This window comes from Salegentibacter mishustinae, assembly GCF_002900095.1.
Classification (GTDB): Bacteria; Bacteroidota; Bacteroidia; order Flavobacteriales; family Flavobacteriaceae; genus Salegentibacter; species Salegentibacter mishustinae.
Window position 1 is genome coordinate 20,597 of the sequence record NZ_LLKN01000001.1, and the last position, 17,317, is coordinate 37,913.

The following is a 17,317-nucleotide window of genomic DNA, read 5'->3' on the forward strand; positions in this document are numbered from 1 at the left end:
AAGATATCAATTTTTGGCAGAATTTTCAAAAGGAACCCTGTTGGTAATACTTCTTCCCAGAGTCACCTCATCGGCATATTCCAGTTCATCTCCTACCGAAATTCCTCTTGCTATTGTTGAAGTTTTAATACCGGTACCTTGCAATTGCCTGTAAATATAAAAATTGGTGGTATCGCCTTCCAACGTGCTGCTTAGGGCAAAAATAATCTCCTCTACTTTGCCTGCCTGCACCTTTTCTATTAAAGGTTTTATACTGAGTTGTGAAGGACCAATACCATCCATAGGACTTATTTTACCACCAAGAACGTGATAATGCCCCCGGTATTGATCGGTATTTTCAATGGCCATTACATCGCGAATATCCTCTACCACGCAAACAATTTCTGAATTTCTGGAAGGATTAGCGCAAATTGCGCACAAATCTGTATCGCTAATATTGTAGCAGTTTTTACAAAGTTTTATTTCGGTTCTTAGTTTAGTAAGTGCATCAGCCAGTTGTTTGGTCTGCGATTCGGGTTGTTTTAGCATATGCAATACCAGCCTTAAAGCGGTACGCTTACCAATGCCGGGAAGTTGAGACATTTCATCTACGGCCTGTTCCAATAATTTTGAAGAAAAATCCATACTGCTAATTTATGATTTTTACTCGATAATTGAGATTTAAATGAGTTGCCTGCCGGGATTGAAATGATAATTTTCAAATCCACATCTTATGAGCTTGCCTAAAGGTTCTCGATGGTTCATTTTAAGGAAGGGGTAAAAGTTTCAGCTTAATTTGTAAATTCGCCACTTCACAAAATCATCGCTATGCAGCCCTACCAGATTTTAATTTTAATCGCCGCCTATTTCGGACTTTTATTTTTGGTTTCTTTTTTTTCCAGCAGAGCGGGTAGTAATGCCGAATTTTTTCGTGCTAACCGGGAGTCACCCTGGTATATTGTGGCTTTTGGGATGATTGGCGCTTCGCTTAGCGGGGTTACTTTTATTTCGTTGCCTGGTACGGTAGCTACAGATAGTTTTAGTTATTTTCAGGTAGTATTGGGTTACACTGTGGGTTATGCAGTGATAGGGCTTATTCTGTTGCCACTCTATTACAGGTTAAACCTTACTTCTATTTATTCTTACCTGGAATCCCGCTTCGGTAAATATTCCTATAAAACCGGAGCTTCATTTTTCTTGCTTTCCAGGATTGTAGGTTCTAGTTTTAGGTTATTTTTAGTCGCAAATGTGCTGCAGCTTATTCTTTTTGATGACCTGGGAGTTCCATATTATGTTACCGTTTCGGCAACTATATTCCTTATTTGGTTATACACTTTTAGAAGCGGAATTAAAACCGTGGTCTGGACAGATACCCTGCAAACATTTTTTATGTTGTTGTCGCTTGGAGTAACTTTAATCGTAGTTTCAGATGAATTGGGTATTACAGCGGGTGGTATGATCAATCATCTTTCAGAAAGCGGACTTACAAAAATCTTCTTTTTTGAAGATTGGAAAAGCAGTGATCACTTTATAAAACAATTTTTGAGCGGTGCTTTTATTGCAATAGTAATGACGGGGCTCGACCAGGATATGATGCAGAAAAACCTAACCTGCCGAAACCTCAAAGAAGCTCAAAAGAATATGTTCTCTTTTACCATTGTACTTACCGTGGTAAATATGATGTTTCTTATTCTGGGCGTGCTACTTACTCAATACGCCGATCTAAGCGGAATAGATGCCATTAAAGATGAACTTTTCCCTGCTATAGCAACCGGTGGTGAACTGGGAATTGGTGTAGCTATTCTTTTTATTCTGGGACTTATCGCTGCAGCGTATTCCAGTGCCGATGGTACTTTAACCGCCCTTACTACTTCTTTTAGTATTGATATCCTAAATATCGAAAAACGCTATGAAGAAGCAAAACAAATGAAAATTAGAAAGCAAATTCACATTACGATTTCAATCTTATTTATTGCAGTAATGCTGATTTTCAAATATGCGATAGCCGATAAAAGTGTGATCAATAAACTATTTGAATTTGCCGGTTATACCTACGGGCCTTTGCTGGGGCTCTATACGCTTGGTTTGTTTACCAACATTAAGGTGAAAGATAAGCTTGTACCAGTAGTAGCAATTTTAGCACCAATCTTATCTTATATAATTAGCATAAACAGCCTGGTGTGGTTTGGCTTTGAATTCGGCTTCTTTATTTTAATTCTAAATGGTTTCCTAACCCTGTTGGGATTAATATTGATTCGTTCCAAGCATAATTAAAGTACAGGCTACTTCAATTTCAATATTATTTTTTCTAAGTATTTCGTAAAATTCCTGGTTTTCGGTTCCAGGATTAAAGATTACCCGCTGTGGATTTAAAGAAACAATATAATCGTAGTATTCTTCCTGCCGCGGCGGGCCAAGATAAAGTGTTACGGTATCTATGTCCTGAAACGGAATTTTCTCGGTTTCAATTTTAACTCCTTCCACTTCTCCTTTACGCAATCCAATAGCCACTGTAGGTTGATTGTACCTAACCAATCTCTTAATGGCAATATTTGAATATCTCGCCGAATTTAATGAGGCTCCAAGAACTAATGTTTTCTTCTCCATATTACAAAGCTAAGGCTTAGGCCCAAGTGTAACAAATATACTTTAGCAGAGTCTTTGGTATAGATATGCTTGCTGGAATATAGATGTGATGGTTAGTAAACCGGCAACTTATCTTTATGCCGTCTGGGAGTTGTGGTTCAGCTAAACTAGTATCAACTTCTAAGTTGTTTTAATTAATAGCAGCTTGGATCCTGACAGGAGGACCATTTTTTAAAACTCTCAGATGGCTTTTTTAAAATTCTTTTGAAAATACTGTAACATTTCATTTTTCTGCTCGTCTTTATAGTAGGAGAAAGATCAAAAATTGCAAAAACTGATGTTTTTCTATTATGTTATACAAAGTATTTGGTATAACAAATTAACGGGGCCATTCATCGATCAGAACCGGTAAATTCTATTCATCACAACTATGAATTTATCAAGAAATACATTTAAGTAATATGTATTACAAGGAATTATTTTAAACACACTAATCATCAAAATCAATCAAAAAATGAAACAGTTATTTTTAATTTTAGCATTATGTATAAGCAGTTATACTGCAATGGCCAATGAACCCGTGGGCAAAATTTCGGGTTCTGTATTGGATGGCGACCTGGAAGAACCTATTCCCTACGCCACCATTAGTATTACCGATATGGAAGGCAACCTGGTTTCAGGAAACACTTCAGCAGCCGATGGTTCTTTCAGTATAGATAAAATCCCTAATGGCACTTATATGTTTAAAGTCCAATTTATGGGCTATAAACCTTTTTCTAAAGAAATTGAAATCACCAAAGACAACAAAACATACAACTTTGGTAATATCGAGTTAGAACCAGATGTAGCAATGTTGGAGGGTGTTACGGTAGTTGCAGAACGTACTACCATAGAACAAAGAATTGACCGCAAAGTAATAAATGTTGGAAAAGATCTTACTACTACGGGCGCCAGTGCTTCAGAAATAATGAATAATGTGCCTTCGGTGAATGTAGACCAGAACGGTAATATTGCACTTCGCGGAAATTCTAACGTACGTATTCTTATAGACGGTAAGCCAACCAATATGGATCCGGCGCAACTCCTAAAACAAATCCCATCAACTTCTATAAAAACTATTGAATTGATCACCAATCCTTCAGCTAAATATAATCCTGAAGGAATGAGCGGGATCATTAATATTGTATTACATAAAAATGCCAAGGATGGTTTTAACGGGAATATTGACACGGGCGTAACCATTGGTGAAAACACTCGCTATAACGCTTCGCTGGATATGAATTATAGAAAAGGAAAATTGAATTTCTACGGAAATTTCGGCACCCAGTTTGGAGATCGCAATAATCTTGGGCGAATCAATTTTACCGAAGATAATTACCGCCAGGCTTTCGATATCACCAATAGCAGAGAATCTTATTTATACAAGCTTGGGGTAGATTTTTACCTGAACGACAAAAATACGTTTTCGTTTTACACAAACCAGAACCATTATGATGGCGGACCTCTGGGGGCACTTAGGATAATTTATCCCACAAATCCCGAATTGAATTTAACGCAAAACCTTGATGCCAATTTCGACAATATTAATAGCACTTATAATTTTGCATACGACCGAAAATTTGAAAAAGAAGGGCATAAAATTCTATTGGAACTAGATTATAATACTTTTGATGAAGATGAGAATTCAGTCTTTAACTTTGAAGGAGATACTAATGGTTTCACCGATTACCGTGATCATGTAAAAGAGACAAGAGAAAATATTATTGCAAACGTAGATTACGAAAATCCTCTTTCAGAAAATAGCAAACTGGAAGTTGGAGCCGAAGCGAGACTTTTAGACACCGATAACGATTACACCACTACCAGTACTTTTCTTGACGCAGCTACTTATCAATATAAAAGAGATATTTATTCCTTTTACACTACTTACGGGCAAAATTTCGAAAAATGGTCTTATCAGCTTGGTGCCAGGTTGGAGAATTTTAGCGTAGATGCAATCTACAATGGCGAAAATGTTTTTAGTGATGATTACTTCAATATTTATCCCAGCGGATTCTTGAATTATACTCCAAGTGAAACAAATTCTTATCAATTAAGCTATAGCCGAAGAGTAGATCGTCCAGGTTTTGGGCAGGTTAGTCCTATTCGAGAGATTAGTACGCCAAGATTAACCGTATCGGGAAATCCTGAATTAGATCCGCAATTCACCAATTCCCTGGAGTTTAATTACACCCGAAAATTTAACAAAAAAGGAAGTTTAACTGCCGGAGTATTCTTTAGAAATATTAATGATGAAATAAGCCAGGTTTTTGTAGAAGATCCCACCGAAGAAGGTTCGCTTCTTTTACAATTTGACAATTTTGAAGATAATAATGCTTATGGCCTGGAACTTGGAGCCAATTATAAATTCACCGACTGGTGGAGCACCAATACAAATTTAGACTTATACAGCCAGAAATTAAAGGGCGTGGTTGGCACCGAGTATTTAGAAACCGATAATACTGCCTGGACCTTTAGAACCAACCATAGTTTTAAAGCCACCGATAAATTGACTTTTCAATTATTCGGATTCTATAGAAGCGAAGCCAAAAATCTGCAAATGGATATGGATCCAATGTATTTTATGAATTTAGGAGGCCGATATTCTTTCCTGGAAGGTAAAGCTACGCTTAGTCTTAATTTTAATGATGTTTTTGACACCCAGGAATTCAGCTTTACCAATGGAAGACCTTTACCTCAGGAAGGAAGGTTTAAAGGAGAAACCCAAAATGTATATGTAGGCTTTTCATATAGATTTGGTGGCGGAAAAAACAGAGCTCTAAAGAGAAAACAAAGAGACGATAACGAAGCCGATGGCGGCGGAATGTTCTAAAAAAGAATTTAGATAGTTTGTAGTTTAGTTTAATTAGCTAAAAAAACCCGGTAGATGATACCGGGTTTTTTATCTTTATAATATAGGTTGTTCTAAGCCTCTACAGCATACATTTTATCACGTTGCTCTTTGATCTTTTTATCACTCATATATTCATCAAAAGTAGCATAACGATCTATAGCTCCACCTGGTGTAAGTTCTATTACACGGTTGGCAACTGTTTGAGCAAATTCGTGATCGTGCGTAGTAAACATTACCGTTCCCTTAAAATTCTTTAGCGAATTATTAAAAGCAGTAATAGATTCAAGGTCAAGGTGGTTTGTAGGTTCATCTAACATTACAACGTTAGCCCTCATCATCATCATTCGGCTTAACATACAACGCACTTTTTCACCTCCCGAAAGAACTTTACAAGTTTTTAGTGCTTCTTCCCCACTAAATAACATTTTACCTAAAAATCCGCGTATATAAACTTCTTCTCTTTCCTCATCGGTTTTAGCCCATTGTCTAAGCCAGTCTACCAAAGTAAGATCGTTTTCAAAAAACTCTGAGTTATCTAACGGAAGATAAGATTGGGAAGTGGTTACTCCCCAGGAATATTTACCGGATACAGGTTCCTGGTTTCCGTTTATAATTTCATAAAAAGCGGTGGTAGCCCTGGAATCTCTAGAGTAAATTACAACTTTATCGCCTTTAGCAAGGTTGATATTTACATTTTTAAAAAGCGTTTCGCCTTCTATAGATGCTTCCAGTTTCTCTACATTTAAGATCTGGTCTCCGGCTTCCCGTTCGCGTTCAAAAATAATTGCAGGATACCTCCTACTGGAAGGCTTTATATCTTCAATATTAAGTTTATCGATCATTTTTTTACGGGAAGTAGCCTGTTTAGATTTAGCTACGTTCGCACTAAAACGCTGTATAAACTCCTGCAATTCTTTCTTCTTTTCTTCAGATTTTTTATTCTGCTGAGCACGCTGTCTTGCGGCAAGTTGAGAAGACTCATACCAGAAGGTATAATTACCACTAAAATGATTTATTTTTCCGAAGTCAATATCTGAAATATGGGTACAAACAGCATCCAGGAAGTGACGGTCGTGCGAAACAACGATTACCGTGTTATCGTAATTAGCAAGGAAATGCTCTAACCAGGAGATGGTTTCGTAATCCAAATCGTTGGTAGGCTCATCCATAATTAGTACATCTGGATTTCCGAAAAGCGCCTGGGCCAATAGCACCCTTACTTTTTGAGTACCATCAAGGTCCTTCATTAAAGTTGCGTGATATTGTTCTTTTATTCCCAAATTAGACAATAAAGAAGCGGCATCACTCTCGGCATTCCAGCCGTTCATTTCTTCAAATTCTACCTGTAAAACCCCTACTCTTTCCCCATCGGCATCGCTGAAATCTTCTTTCATATAGATCTCATCCATTTCCTTTTTGATCTTCGCAAGAGGCTGGTTACCCATAATTACTGTTTCTAATACCGGGGTATCGTCATACAAGTTGTGATTTTGCTCCAGTACAGACATTCGTTTACCCGGCTCCAGACTTACGTGACCAGAAGTAGGCTCAGATTTCCCGGAGAGGATGTTTAAAAATGTGGATTTTCCGGCGCCATTGGCTCCAATAATTCCGTAGCAGTTGCCCTGGGTGAAAGTGGTGTTCACTTCATCGAACAAGACCCGCTTGCCAAATTGAACCGAAAGATTTGATACTGAAAGCATAAAAATAGAATTTGTAAATTTTTGCAAAAATAACCAAACTTCAAGACTTATCTAAAGATTAACGTTTTTATTATTCTTTTAACTCCCGGTTAACATCCCGGATATAGGGCTCTGGCTATATTTGCTCCTACTGCAATATTTAACAGCATTCCAGGCCCTTAGTTCTTAAGATTTACATGAAATATTATCTACTTTTTTTTCTTATCGGAGTTATACTTTTTACCGGTTGCAAAGACTCTAAAAAAGACCAGAAAGGAACTTTTATTGGAGGTCAAATCATGAACCCCTACAATCCCTATTTTGTACTTTCTAAAGACAATAAAACCATTGATACACTTTTTTTAGATCAAAACAACCAGTTTGGGAAAAAGCTGGAAGATATAGAACCCGGAATTTATAGTTTTAAACATCCACCTGAAAACCAGATCATGTATTTGGAACCTGGAGATAGTGTTTTAGTATGGTTAAATACCATGCAATTTGACGAGTCGCTTAATTTTAGTGGTACGGGAGCGGCAAAGAGTAGTTTTTTACTCGATATGTTTCTTAATAATGAAAGGAACAATAATATGATGCTTTCCTATTATAAAATTAATCCTACCGAATTTGCCGAGATTACCGATTCCATAAAAAAATCACGAAAAAATAAATTAAAGGCTTTAAACGAGAAAGAGAAGTTTTCTGAATCGTTCCTGGAACTTGCCAATAATAGTATAGACTACGATTTCTACCACCTTAGAGAACGCTATACTTTTTTAGTAAAAAAATACTACAACGAACTGGCCCAGCAAATTCCGGACGATTTTAATAGTTACAGAAAAGACCTGAACTTTAACGATACCCAATTAAAAGAATATTATGGATATCTAAATTTCATTGAAGACCATCTAAGAACCCTCTCTATTGAACGCTGCCTGGATGAGCTTGATACTAATTCTAATTGTTTTGAACTTCACTCTGTAGAAAATATCCAATACCGAATTAATCTTGCCGATTCTTTGATTGAGCAAAATGAGATCAAGAATATTTTTATAAACCGGCTGGCAATTCAAGGTCTTGTTTTCTCCAATAATGCTGAAAAGATCGATAGTATTTTAGGCATTCTTGACCGTATTAATTATAAGGGAGAGAACCTTCCTCATCTAAAACAAATGGCTACTATTCAAAAGAGGCTGCTACCCGGAAATAATATCGGTAATCTACCTCTAGTCTCCTTTGAAGACGAAATAGTTCGCTTAGAAGATATTTCAAACAAAAAAATTGTTACGTATCACTGGTCTTTACAAGCACCCGAACATTATAAATGGCAGCATTCAATTATTGCCAATCTAAGAGAGAAATACCCAGAACTGGAGTTTGTAGGAATAAACATTGATGAAGGTTCTAAACAGGCCTGGAGGAATACTGTGCAAGCCTATAATATGAATAAAAACAGGGAATATAAATTAAACTCCCCAGATATTAATATCAATTTACTCAAAAACTACCTCAATAAACTTATTTTCCTGGATACAAATGGTACCATAATTAACGGGAAAGCCCAGCTCAACACACCTAATTTTGAAAGGCAGATCCTGGAGTTTTTGAATGAATAAAAAGGCTATTTAAAGGGTTCTTTAAATTTCTTGTCATCCTCAACTTTTTTCAGGATCTAAGATGTTAGAAGCTGAAATAAACTCAGGTTGACGCGAAATAATCAGTACTCTTCAAATAGCCTTTCCGGAAAATCTTAAACAGAAAATCTTATTGATTTCCCTTCTTATAATCGGCAAGGAATTTCTCCAAACCAATATCTGTAAGTGGATGTTTTAGAAGACCTTCAATAGATGAAAGTGGCCCGGTCATTACATCTGCACCTAATTTCGCACATTCTAATACGTGCATGGTGTGACGTACAGAAGCTGCAAGGATTTCGGTTTCAAAACCGTAGTTATCGTAAATCAGTCTAATTTCAGCAATAAGGTTAAGACCGTCGGTAGAAATATCATCTAAACGACCAATAAAAGGCGAAACGTAAGTAGCTCCCGCTTTAGCAGCCAACAAAGCCTGCCCTGCAGAAAACACTAGTGTACAGTTGGTTTTAATCCCATTATCACTAAAATATTTTATCGCTTTAATTCCTTCTTTAATCATAGGAACTTTTACAATAATTTGCTCGTGCAATTCTGCCAGCTCCTCACCTTCTCTAACAATCCCATCAAAATCGGTTGCGATCACCTCAGCGCTAACATCTCCATCTACAATATCACAAATCGCTTTATAATGCTTGTAAATATTATCTTTCCCGGTAATTCCTTCTTTCGCCATAAGAGACGGGTTGGTAGTAACACCATCTAAAACCCCAAGCTCCTGAGCCTCTCTTATTTGATCAAGATTAGCGGTATCAATAAAAAATTTCATAATCTATAGTTGTTTGTTATTATGTTGTGTTCGCAAATTTATAATTTATAATGCTTAAGCAGCATTTTTTCATAGACTTTATCAGGCAGAATTCGCTTTAAACCCACTGAAAATTTTTGAAGCGCCTCTCCTACTTTATAATGCCCACGAGGATCTTTTTCCTGAATAATTTTATGTACCGCTTTAGCCATAACAAATGGATCTTTCCCTGCATCTACATCTTCATTCATCAATTTCAGGGTATTTCCATAAGGTTCTTTGTAAGGAGAATCTTCCAACACCGGTGCGTGATAACGTCCGGCTGCAATATTGGTAGCAAAATCACCCGGAGCCACGTTAGTCATTTTTATATTAAAATCTTTTAATTCCATTCTAAAAGCCTCGGTAGTGAGTTCCAAAGCTCCTTTTGAAGCCGAATAAATTCCGCGGTAAGGCAAGCCCATATAACCGGCGATAGAAGTAATATTTATGATAAGTCCGCTGTTTTGTTTTCTCATTTCAGGCAAGACCGCTTTTATCACTTTTATAGGTCCAAAATAATTGGTTTCAAAAGCTTTTGCGATTTCTTCATCTGGAGTTTCCTCAATAGGCCCGGTGATACCTACTCCCGCGTTATTAATAAGCACATCAAGCTTACCTTCTTCAGCAATTATTTGTTTAATTGCAGCAGCAATAGTTTCTTTTTTGGTTACATCTAAAGCAACCATAGCAAAAGGTGGATGAGATATTTTTGCAGGATTTCGGCTGGTACCGTAAACTTTAAAATTATGTTTAGATAGATATTCGCCTATAGATTTTCCAATTCCGGAAGAAGCTCCGGTTATAAGCACTACTTTTTGAGGAGATGCATTTGTTTTCATAGGCTGCAAAGATGCGATAAAATTTAGAACCTTTTAGAAACAAAAAATGGCAAGCACCCCACATCACACCGCTACGACCGCCTACCCTTGCTGCGTTCCCGCCCTGGGGGATTCAGCAGGAGCTGGTTGTGTGGGACTTGCCGCTGCAAATATACAATCTTTCCTACTTTGCGCAAGTATTTTTTGAAGTGAATTAAGTATTTTAGCAAGGTATTTAATGCAAAGAATCAATGAATAAATTTAAGTTCCTGTGCCTGTTATTATTAGGCCTAATTATTTTTTCCTGCGGAAGTAATTCTGATAAAAAAACTTCTTATTTTAGGTTGAAAACTGACGAAAATAAGACTGAATTTCAGCTTGGCGAGACGATTCAAGGCTCGATCGAAAACCTAAAAGACCGCCAAATAGATTCTATTCGCTTATTTTTTCAACAGAAATATTTAAAAACCCTAACCGCTAAAACTTCATTTTCAGTTTCTTTAGAAAACACAAAATTAGGACGTCAAAAATTGGAAGCCATCGTTTTTTCTGAAGGTGAAACCGATACTATTAGTGACGAACTAAAAATTTACAACAATAAAGCGCCCAAAGCTTATACCTATATAGTAGTTAAAGAGTATCCCCACGATAGCGAGGCGTATACTCAAGGTTTAGAATTTTACAAAGACACTTTATATGAAAGCACCGGGCAATACGGAAATTCTTCCTTGAGAAAGCTTAATTTAGAAACCGGCGAAGTTTTAAATAAGATCAACCTGGATGATACTTATTTTGGGGAAGGACTTACCATTCTTAACAACAAACTTTACCTGCTTACCTGGCGCGAAAAAGAAGGTTTGATCTATAACCTGGACACTTTTGAGCAAACCGGTACTTTTGGTTATAACCAAAGTAAAGAAGGTTGGGGCCTATGTAATGATGGCGAAAAGCTTTATAAAAGTGATGGCACCGAAAAAATCTGGATCTTAGATGCAAAAACGCTTGCTGAAAAAGATTTTATACAAGTCGCTACAAACACTAAAATTTATTCGAAATTCAATGAGTTGGAATGGGTTGATGGGAAGATCTACGCCAACACTTACCAATTTCCCAGCGTTACTATTATCAATCCAGAAAATGGAGCGATAGAAGGAGTAATAGATTTTAGAGGGCTACGTGAACAACTATCAAACCTTCAAAGCCTTGATCCTCAAAATCATGTTTTAAACGGCATCGCCTACAATCCAAACACCCAAAAACTCTACGTGACCGGAAAAAACTGGGATACGATTTTTGAAGTTGAAATAATAGAAAAATAATGGCTACCACTCCAGAAATATTTGAACAGAGTTTTTTAGTTGAGAAAAAACATTTAGACGAGCAAAACCACGTAAATAACGTTCAGTATGTGCAATGGGTTCAGGACGTGGCCAGAGCTCACTGGGAGGCCCGTGCTACTAAAGAGCAGAATGATAAATTTTTCTGGATCGTGGTAAAACATGAAATTAGCTATAAACAACAGGCTTTTTTAGGAGATAAAATATTACTGCAAACCTATGTGGGTGAAACTTCTCACGTAAAATCTGTTCGGCACGTCATTATAAAAAATGCAGATAGCGGGAAAGTATTGGTTGAAGCAAAAACCACCTGGGCGCTTATGGACCAGGAAAAGAAGAAACCTGCAAAGATTTCAGAAGAATTAAAAAAGGTTTTTCAGCAATAGTATTTACCCCCAATACATTTGAAAATTATATAAATGAGGATTTCCGTAATTTTAAATGAATTTTTATATCTAACTTCAATAGTTCAAAATTCAACCTTTTAAATAATAAAATTATAGTATGAAATTAATATTTACCTCCCTTTTTTTGATGATTACGTTATCTTCTTTTAGTCAACTTAAGGTCGTTGATATGCCCGAAGAGGAAAATATTGGAAAAGTAAAAAACATGTTTGGAACCTTCTTTGAAAGTTATAAACAAGGTGAATTTTTTACAATTATGTATAAGGATATGAATTATGACCAGATAGTTGAGTATAAAAGTTTCCAAATGAATGAAGAATCGTTTAATGAGCTATATGAATTAATAGTAAAAAAATGGGAAAACCCTCCATCTGACTCTATTATGATTGAATTAAAAGAGAGTTTTATTTGGTTAGATTTTAAGAGAGCTCTAGGCATAACAAACTTAATTATTAGGCACGCACCATCAAAGAATGCTAATGTTTATGGCAGGTCGGCAGCTCTTACTGAAAAGAAAGTAAAAAAACTCTTTGGAAAGTAACCTCTACAGTTAAAATATAAATATCATGTACTGGGAATTAACATTTTCAATTTTAGCTTTTATAATTTCTTGCTTTTCATTATTCATTTCAATAATTCATTTTAGAAGAAAAAGAAAAGATGATTTATTTAAATTAAGATTTGAATTTTATAAAAAAATTTCGAATGCTTGGACTTCTACGTATAACAAAAATAATTCAGAATTTGATATCGTTGATCTGACTCCAGTAGCAGAGGAAGCGGAATTTCTTTTTGGAAAAGATATTCAAAAACATATTTTATCCTTAGAAAATAAAAGAGCAAAACACGATTTATTCCCAGACGATAACTTCAGTGAACCTTTTCGGAAATATCTAAAATTAAGATAATTGGAAGTTTAGGAAAATTTTCAAAAAATTTTCCAATTGCAACCTTATCATTATTCCATAATGACGATTTAAATACTTCGAGACCTGCTTCGAAATCTAAAACTTCTATTTAATGACCCGTGTATTTGCTGAAAGGCAGTTTACTTACCAAAAGTTTAAGAAACAAACATAATATTTTGTTTAATGTTTTTAATTAAACAATAAACATTTATATCTTTAGTTAAAACTTAAACTATGGAAACTTTTAAAATTATACTTCAGCTAATTGTTGGCCTGGGAATACTTAATGTTTGGCTATTACGATTCAATAAGAAAACTACTTACCGGGGCGGAGAAGCGGCAAATATGAAAGATGAATTCAAAGCCTATGGATTATCAGAGAACCTGGTTTATCTAGTGGGTTTTATAAAAGTCAGCTTAGCTTTAATGCTGCTGGCAGGCATTTGGCTGGAAATGCTGGTAGATCCTGCTGCAATTGGAATGGCCGCAATGATGCTGGGTGCTATTGCAATGCATTTAAAAATTAAGGACAGTTTAAAACAAACTTTACCAGCTATAATTCTGCTTGTGATTTGCCTGATAATTTTATGGCTATAAAAAAAGCCATTCCTAAGAATGGCTTTACAAGTATAAGTTTTATGCTTTTTACACTTTAAAAAGTGGCTTTCCTTTCATCATAGCTTTTACTTCTTTTTTAACCGCTTCCAGTTCACTTTCATTATCTATGTTAGTGATTACACGCTCAATAAAGTCTACAATTTTAGGCATATCAGCTTCTATAAGTCCGCGGGTTGTTACTGCGGCAGTCCCAATTCTAATCCCTGAAGTGACAAATGGCGATTTATCGTCAAAAGGCACCATATTTTTATTTACGGTAATCTCAGCTTTACTTAGAGCTTCCTCTGCTTCTTTTCCGCTTACATCTTTATTTCTAAGATCTATAAGCATGCAATGATTATCGGTTCCACCGGAAATTACTTCATAACCTTTATCCATAAAAGCTTCGGCAAGTTTCGCAGCATTCTTTTTCACCTGTACGGTGTAATGCAGAAACTCATCGGTTAAAGCTTCTCCAAAAGCAACCGCCTTTGCAGCGATAATATGCTCTAAAGGCCCGCCCTGGTTTCCAGGGAAAATTCCGCTGTTAAGCAAAGTAGACATTTTTTTAAGATTCCCGTTTTTCAATTTTTGTCCAAATGGATTTTCGAAATCTTTCCCCATCATTATAATTCCACCACGAGGCCCACGAAGGGTTTTATGCGTAGTTGAAGTTACGATGTGGCAATGCGGCATTGGATCGCTAATTAAGCCTTTGGCGATTAGTCCGGCAGGATGGGCGATATCGGCAAGTAAAATTGCCCCCACACTATCGGCGATCTCTCTAAATCTTTTATAATCTATTTCTCTTGAATATGCCGATGCTCCGGCGATAATCATTTTAGGCTTTTCTTTTTCTGCTATTTCAGCAACCTGGTCGTAATCTATAAGTCCGGTTTCCTTATCTACTCCATAAAAAACAGGATTATAAAGTTTTCCGGAGAAATTTACAGGAGAACCGTGCGTTAAATGCCCACCGTGAGAAAGATCAAATCCTAGGAATTTATCTCCCGGATTTAGGCAGGTATGAAATACAGCCGTATTTGCCTGTGAACCCGAATGTGGTTGCACATTAGCATATTCCGCATTAAATAATTCTTTTAAACGATCTATGGCCAGTTGTTCAACCTTATCTACCACTTCACAACCGCCATAATAGCGTTTGCCCGGGTAGCCTTCAGCATATTTATTGGTAAGAACAGAACCTGCAGCTTCTAAAACCTGCTCACTTACAAAGTTTTCGCTGGCAATTAGCTCAAGTCCATTTAGTTGGCGTTCTTTTTCTTCCGCAATTAAATTAAAAATTTCGGTGTCTCGTTGCATCTCAAAAGTTTACGTTAAATATTCCTCAAAAGTAAGAAATACATTCGGTTAATAACAGGAAAATAATATATTTGGAAACATTAGATTTCTTAATAAAAACAAAAAATTATATGCCTATTACAGCTAACGACCCAAATAGAAAAACCTGGTTGGAAACTTCGGAAAATACCGATTTCCCTATTCAGAATATTCCTTTTGGGGTATTCCTAACCCGGGACGATGTAATTACCATAGGCTCCCGTATTGGAGACTTTGCCATAGACCTAGGTGCTTTGCATCAATTGGGCTATTTTGAAGGAATTCCATTAACCGATGATATATTTTTACAGGATACGCTTAACGATTTTATTTCTGACGGAAAAAAGACCTGGCGCCTGGTTCGTAACCGAATCGCCGATATTTTTGACGCAAATAATGAGAAATTAAGAGATAACGAAGAGCATAGAAGCCGTGTGCTTTTTACGCTAGATGAGATTGAAATGCAAATGCCAGTTCAGGTTGGTGATTACACCGATTTTTACTCTAGTAAAGAGCACGCCACTAACGTAGGAACAATGTTTCGTGATCCAGACAACGCTTTATTACCAAACTGGTTACACATTCCTGTAGGCTATCACGGAAGAAGTTCTTCTATAATCCCAAGTGGAATTCCTGTTCACAGGCCACAGGGACAAACCAAACCAAAAGATTCTGATACTCCTGTTTTTGGACCTTCAAAAAGAGTAGATTTTGAAGTTGAAATGGCGTTTATCACTACCGATGCTAATCCATTGGGAGAACCAATACCAATAGAGGAAGCCGAAGAATACATCTTTGGAATGGTATTGTTTAACGACTGGAGTGCAAGAGATATCCAGGTATGGGAATATGTACCTTTAGGACCATTCCTTGCCAAGAATTTCGCATCTTCAATTTCCCCATGGATTGTTACTTTAGATGCTTTAGAGCCTTTTAGAACCGAAGGACCTAAACCTGAAGTAGAATTATTTCCTTATCTACAAAGTACCGGTAAGAAAAGCTTTGATATTAACCTTGAAGTTTCCCTGAAACCTGAGAATTCTGAAGAAACACCGCTGGCAAAAACTAATTTCAAGCATATGTATTGGAATATGAGCCAACAACTGGCGCACCATACCGTAAATGGTTGCCCGGTGAATTCTGGAGATATGATGGCTTCGGGAACTATTTCAGGGAAAACACCAGATAGTTATGGTTCTATGTTAGAATTATCCTGGAAAGGTGAAAAGCCAATTAAACTTAAAGATGGAAGCGAACGTAAATTCATTGAAGATCACGATACGGTAATTATGCGCGGCTATTGCGAAAGTAAAGGCCGTAGAATTGGTTTTGGAGAAGTAAGCAGCCAATTGTTGCCGGTTTTCGAACCAAAGAAAAAGTAAACAGTATATTGAAATATTAAAAAACCTCATAGAACTGAATCTATGAGGTTTTTAATTTTTAAGGAAGTAGTACCGATTTTTTCTAACGGTCTTACTTATTTTCCTTTTTAGTCTTTTCTTTCTGGGCCTGATCCATAAACTCTCTTTCTTCACGAGCACTGGCTTTTTCAGAATTTTCAGATTTACTTTTAGGATTTTTGGCTTTTGATTCCTTCTCTTTATCAGCTTCCTTTTGTTTCAGATCACGAAATTCCTTCTGCTCTCTCTCCTTAGCCTCCTGGTTTAAGGACTCCCAGTTCTTCTCCATCTTTTTAATATCTTCCTTCTTCGTCATCGTAATTTTTTTATTGGTTTGCTGCATAAAAGATACAAAGGCAAATCCATCAAACTTCATCTAAAAATAACTTTAACAGGATTTTATCGACCTAACCAAGTTCATTTAATTTTGCTGCATCAATATCCTGGTGTGAAGCATGATGAACAACTTCCCCATTATTTAAAACGATAAACTGCGGACTTTCATGACGTACATTTAACTCATCAGCAACTGCGTTAGAAACTTCACGATGCTTTCTTAAATCCAGAAAGTAAAGTTTTGTATTTTCATTTTCCTCGAACTGACTCTCGAAATTCCTCAATACCATTTTACTAATTCCACAACTTGTAGAATGCTTAAAAATACCAACAAGTTTATCCTTAGATTCTTCTTTGGCTATAGTTATTTGGTCTTTATCGGTTAAATCTGTCCAGGGAAAAGACGACTTTTCTTTCGTCCCATCTCCGTCTCCTTTAAATATTTTATCTAGTAATCCCATAGTTAATTTTCTTTCGTATAAAATTAATTCTTAATAAATTTAATCTACTCCTCAATTCAAAATTATTTTCAGAAACTTTAACCTAAGTGTCAATTTGGCGTTAAATTTAGAATAAAACCGGTCATTTTGT

Annotated in this window: 17 protein-coding genes and 1 other RNA gene; 9 read left to right on the top strand and 9 right to left on the bottom strand. The window is 36.3% G+C overall.

Translation table 11 applies throughout. From position 1 onward, the window contains the following. Positions 1-6: 6 nt before the first annotated feature. Positions 7-624, bottom strand: a complete 618-nt coding sequence (gene recR, locus APB85_RS00135; protein ID WP_057480136.1) for a recombination mediator RecR — start codon at positions 622-624, stop codon at positions 7-9. A gap of 183 nt (positions 625-807) precedes the next feature. Between recR and APB85_RS00140 the strand changes: the two genes are divergently transcribed. After that, positions 808-2,253 (top strand): sodium:solute symporter, encoded by a 1,446-nt coding sequence (locus APB85_RS00140; RefSeq protein ID WP_057480137.1) that lies wholly within the window; start codon positions 808-810, stop codon positions 2,251-2,253. Here APB85_RS00140 and APB85_RS00145 read toward each other — a convergent pair. Beyond that, complete coding sequence (locus APB85_RS00145) at positions 2,224-2,586, bottom strand: CoA-binding protein (protein WP_057480138.1); 363 nt, start codon at positions 2,584-2,586, stop codon at positions 2,224-2,226. The genes APB85_RS00140 and APB85_RS00145 overlap by 30 nt on opposite strands. 493 nt (positions 2,587-3,079) lie before the next feature. On the opposite strand from APB85_RS00145, the gene APB85_RS00150 reads away from it, so the two are divergent. Beyond that, entirely contained in the window at positions 3,080-5,437 is a 2,358-nt protein-coding gene (locus APB85_RS00150) for a TonB-dependent receptor domain-containing protein (protein WP_057480139.1), read from the top strand. Between the two features lie 92 nt (positions 5,438-5,529). Here APB85_RS00150 and APB85_RS00155 read toward each other — a convergent pair whose 3' ends face one another. Then, positions 5,530-7,161 (bottom strand): ABC-F family ATP-binding cassette domain-containing protein, encoded by a 1,632-nt coding sequence (locus tag APB85_RS00155; protein ID WP_057480140.1) that lies wholly within the window; start codon positions 7,159-7,161, stop codon positions 5,530-5,532. A gap of 176 nt (positions 7,162-7,337) precedes the next feature. Here APB85_RS00155 and APB85_RS00160 point away from each other — a divergent pair, with 176 nt between their 5' ends. Beyond that, the gene (locus APB85_RS00160; RefSeq protein WP_057480141.1) at positions 7,338-8,756 is read left to right on the top strand and encodes a TlpA family protein disulfide reductase; all 1,419 of its coding nucleotides are present in this window, start codon (positions 7,338-7,340) and stop codon (positions 8,754-8,756) included. A gap of 148 nt (positions 8,757-8,904) precedes the next feature. Here APB85_RS00160 and fsa read toward each other — a convergent pair whose 3' ends face one another. The 3 genes from fsa to ffs form a co-directional block, all read right to left on the bottom strand. After that, on the bottom strand, positions 8,905-9,561 hold the full coding sequence (gene fsa, locus APB85_RS00165) for a fructose-6-phosphate aldolase (RefSeq protein ID WP_057480142.1): 657 nt from the start codon (positions 9,559-9,561) through the stop codon (positions 8,905-8,907). A 38-nt stretch (positions 9,562-9,599) separates the two neighbouring features. After that, positions 9,600-10,421 (bottom strand): SDR family oxidoreductase, encoded by an 822-nt coding sequence (locus tag APB85_RS00170; RefSeq protein ID WP_057480143.1) that lies wholly within the window; start codon positions 10,419-10,421, stop codon positions 9,600-9,602. Between the two features lie 44 nt (positions 10,422-10,465). Continuing rightward, positions 10,466-10,564, bottom strand: an RNA gene (ffs, locus tag APB85_RS00175) — signal recognition particle sRNA small type. Between the two features lie 180 nt (positions 10,565-10,744). Between ffs and APB85_RS00180 the strand changes: the two genes are divergently transcribed. The 5 genes from APB85_RS00180 (at position 10,745) to APB85_RS00200 (ending at position 13,649) form a co-directional block, all read left to right on the top strand. Beyond that, positions 10,745-11,719, top strand: coding sequence for a glutaminyl-peptide cyclotransferase (locus APB85_RS00180; protein WP_317042959.1), 975 nt, complete (start codon positions 10,745-10,747; stop codon positions 11,717-11,719). Beyond that, positions 11,719-12,123 carry an acyl-CoA thioesterase gene (locus APB85_RS00185; RefSeq protein WP_057480145.1) on the top strand — a complete coding sequence of 135 codons (405 nt, stop codon included), beginning with the start codon at positions 11,719-11,721 and terminating at the stop codon, positions 12,121-12,123. The genes APB85_RS00180 and APB85_RS00185 overlap by 1 nt, the downstream gene beginning before the upstream one ends. Positions 12,124-12,241: 118 nt before the next feature. Continuing rightward, positions 12,242-12,685, top strand: coding sequence for a hypothetical protein (locus tag APB85_RS00190; protein WP_103294397.1), 444 nt, complete (start codon positions 12,242-12,244; stop codon positions 12,683-12,685). A gap of 25 nt (positions 12,686-12,710) precedes the next feature. Continuing rightward, positions 12,711-13,052, top strand: coding sequence for a hypothetical protein (locus APB85_RS00195; RefSeq protein WP_057480147.1), 342 nt, complete (start codon positions 12,711-12,713; stop codon positions 13,050-13,052). 234 nt (positions 13,053-13,286) lie between these two features. Beyond that, entirely contained in the window at positions 13,287-13,649 is a 363-nt protein-coding gene (locus APB85_RS00200; protein ID WP_057480148.1) for a DoxX family protein, read from the top strand. Between the two features lie 48 nt (positions 13,650-13,697). On the opposite strand, the gene APB85_RS00205 is transcribed toward APB85_RS00200, so the two are convergent. Continuing rightward, positions 13,698-14,972, bottom strand: a complete 1,275-nt coding sequence (locus APB85_RS00205; protein ID WP_057480149.1) for a serine hydroxymethyltransferase — start codon at positions 14,970-14,972, stop codon at positions 13,698-13,700. Between the two features lie 110 nt (positions 14,973-15,082). Between APB85_RS00205 and fahA the strand changes: the two genes are divergently transcribed. Next, complete coding sequence (fahA, locus tag APB85_RS00210) at positions 15,083-16,372, top strand: fumarylacetoacetase (protein WP_057480640.1); 1,290 nt, start codon at positions 15,083-15,085, stop codon at positions 16,370-16,372. A 91-nt stretch (positions 16,373-16,463) separates the two neighbouring features. On the opposite strand, the gene APB85_RS00215 is transcribed toward fahA, so the two are convergent. Both APB85_RS00215 and ytxJ read right to left on the bottom strand, forming a co-directional pair. After that, entirely contained in the window at positions 16,464-16,766 is a 303-nt protein-coding gene (locus tag APB85_RS00215) for a hypothetical protein (protein ID WP_057480150.1), read from the bottom strand. A gap of 31 nt (positions 16,767-16,797) precedes the next feature. Further along, entirely contained in the window at positions 16,798-17,187 is a 390-nt protein-coding gene (gene ytxJ, locus APB85_RS00220) for a bacillithiol system redox-active protein YtxJ (RefSeq protein ID WP_057480151.1), read from the bottom strand. Positions 17,188-17,317: the final 130 nt, after the last annotated feature.

Bases quoted from the DNA above. Each gene is read 5' to 3' on its own strand.
- APB85_RS00200 (WP_057480148.1), top strand. From the start codon at position 13,287: ATGGAAACTTTTAAAATTATACTTCAGCTAATTGTTGGCCTGGGAATA.
- APB85_RS00205 (WP_057480149.1), bottom strand. From the start codon at position 14,972: ATGCAACGAGACACCGAAATTTTTAATTTAATTGCGGAAGAAAAAGAA.
- fahA (WP_057480640.1), top strand. From the start codon at position 15,083: ATGCCTATTACAGCTAACGACCCAAATAGAAAAACCTGGTTGGAAACT.
- APB85_RS00150 (WP_057480139.1), top strand. From the start codon at position 3,080: ATGAAACAGTTATTTTTAATTTTAGCATTATGTATAAGCAGTTATACT.
- APB85_RS00155 (WP_057480140.1), bottom strand. From the start codon at position 7,161: ATGCTTTCAGTATCAAATCTTTCGGTTCAATTTGGCAAGCGGGTCTTG.
- ytxJ (WP_057480151.1), bottom strand. From the start codon at position 17,187: ATGGGATTACTAGATAAAATATTTAAAGGAGACGGAGATGGGACGAAA.
- APB85_RS00160 (WP_057480141.1), top strand. From the start codon at position 7,338: ATGAAATATTATCTACTTTTTTTTCTTATCGGAGTTATACTTTTTACC.
- APB85_RS00215 (WP_057480150.1), bottom strand. From the start codon at position 16,766: ATGAAGTTTGATGGATTTGCCTTTGTATCTTTTATGCAGCAAACCAAT.
- fsa (WP_057480142.1), bottom strand. From the start codon at position 9,561: ATGAAATTTTTTATTGATACCGCTAATCTTGATCAAATAAGAGAGGCT.
- APB85_RS00190 (WP_103294397.1), top strand. From the start codon at position 12,242: ATGAAATTAATATTTACCTCCCTTTTTTTGATGATTACGTTATCTTCT.
- APB85_RS00195 (WP_057480147.1), top strand. From the start codon at position 12,711: ATGTACTGGGAATTAACATTTTCAATTTTAGCTTTTATAATTTCTTGC.
- recR (WP_057480136.1), bottom strand. From the start codon at position 624: ATGGATTTTTCTTCAAAATTATTGGAACAGGCCGTAGATGAAATGTCT.
- APB85_RS00145 (WP_057480138.1), bottom strand. From the start codon at position 2,586: ATGGAGAAGAAAACATTAGTTCTTGGAGCCTCATTAAATTCGGCGAGA.
- APB85_RS00170 (WP_057480143.1), bottom strand. From the start codon at position 10,421: ATGAAAACAAATGCATCTCCTCAAAAAGTAGTGCTTATAACCGGAGCT.
- APB85_RS00140 (WP_057480137.1), top strand. From the start codon at position 808: ATGCAGCCCTACCAGATTTTAATTTTAATCGCCGCCTATTTCGGACTT.
- APB85_RS00185 (WP_057480145.1), top strand. From the start codon at position 11,719: ATGGCTACCACTCCAGAAATATTTGAACAGAGTTTTTTAGTTGAGAAA.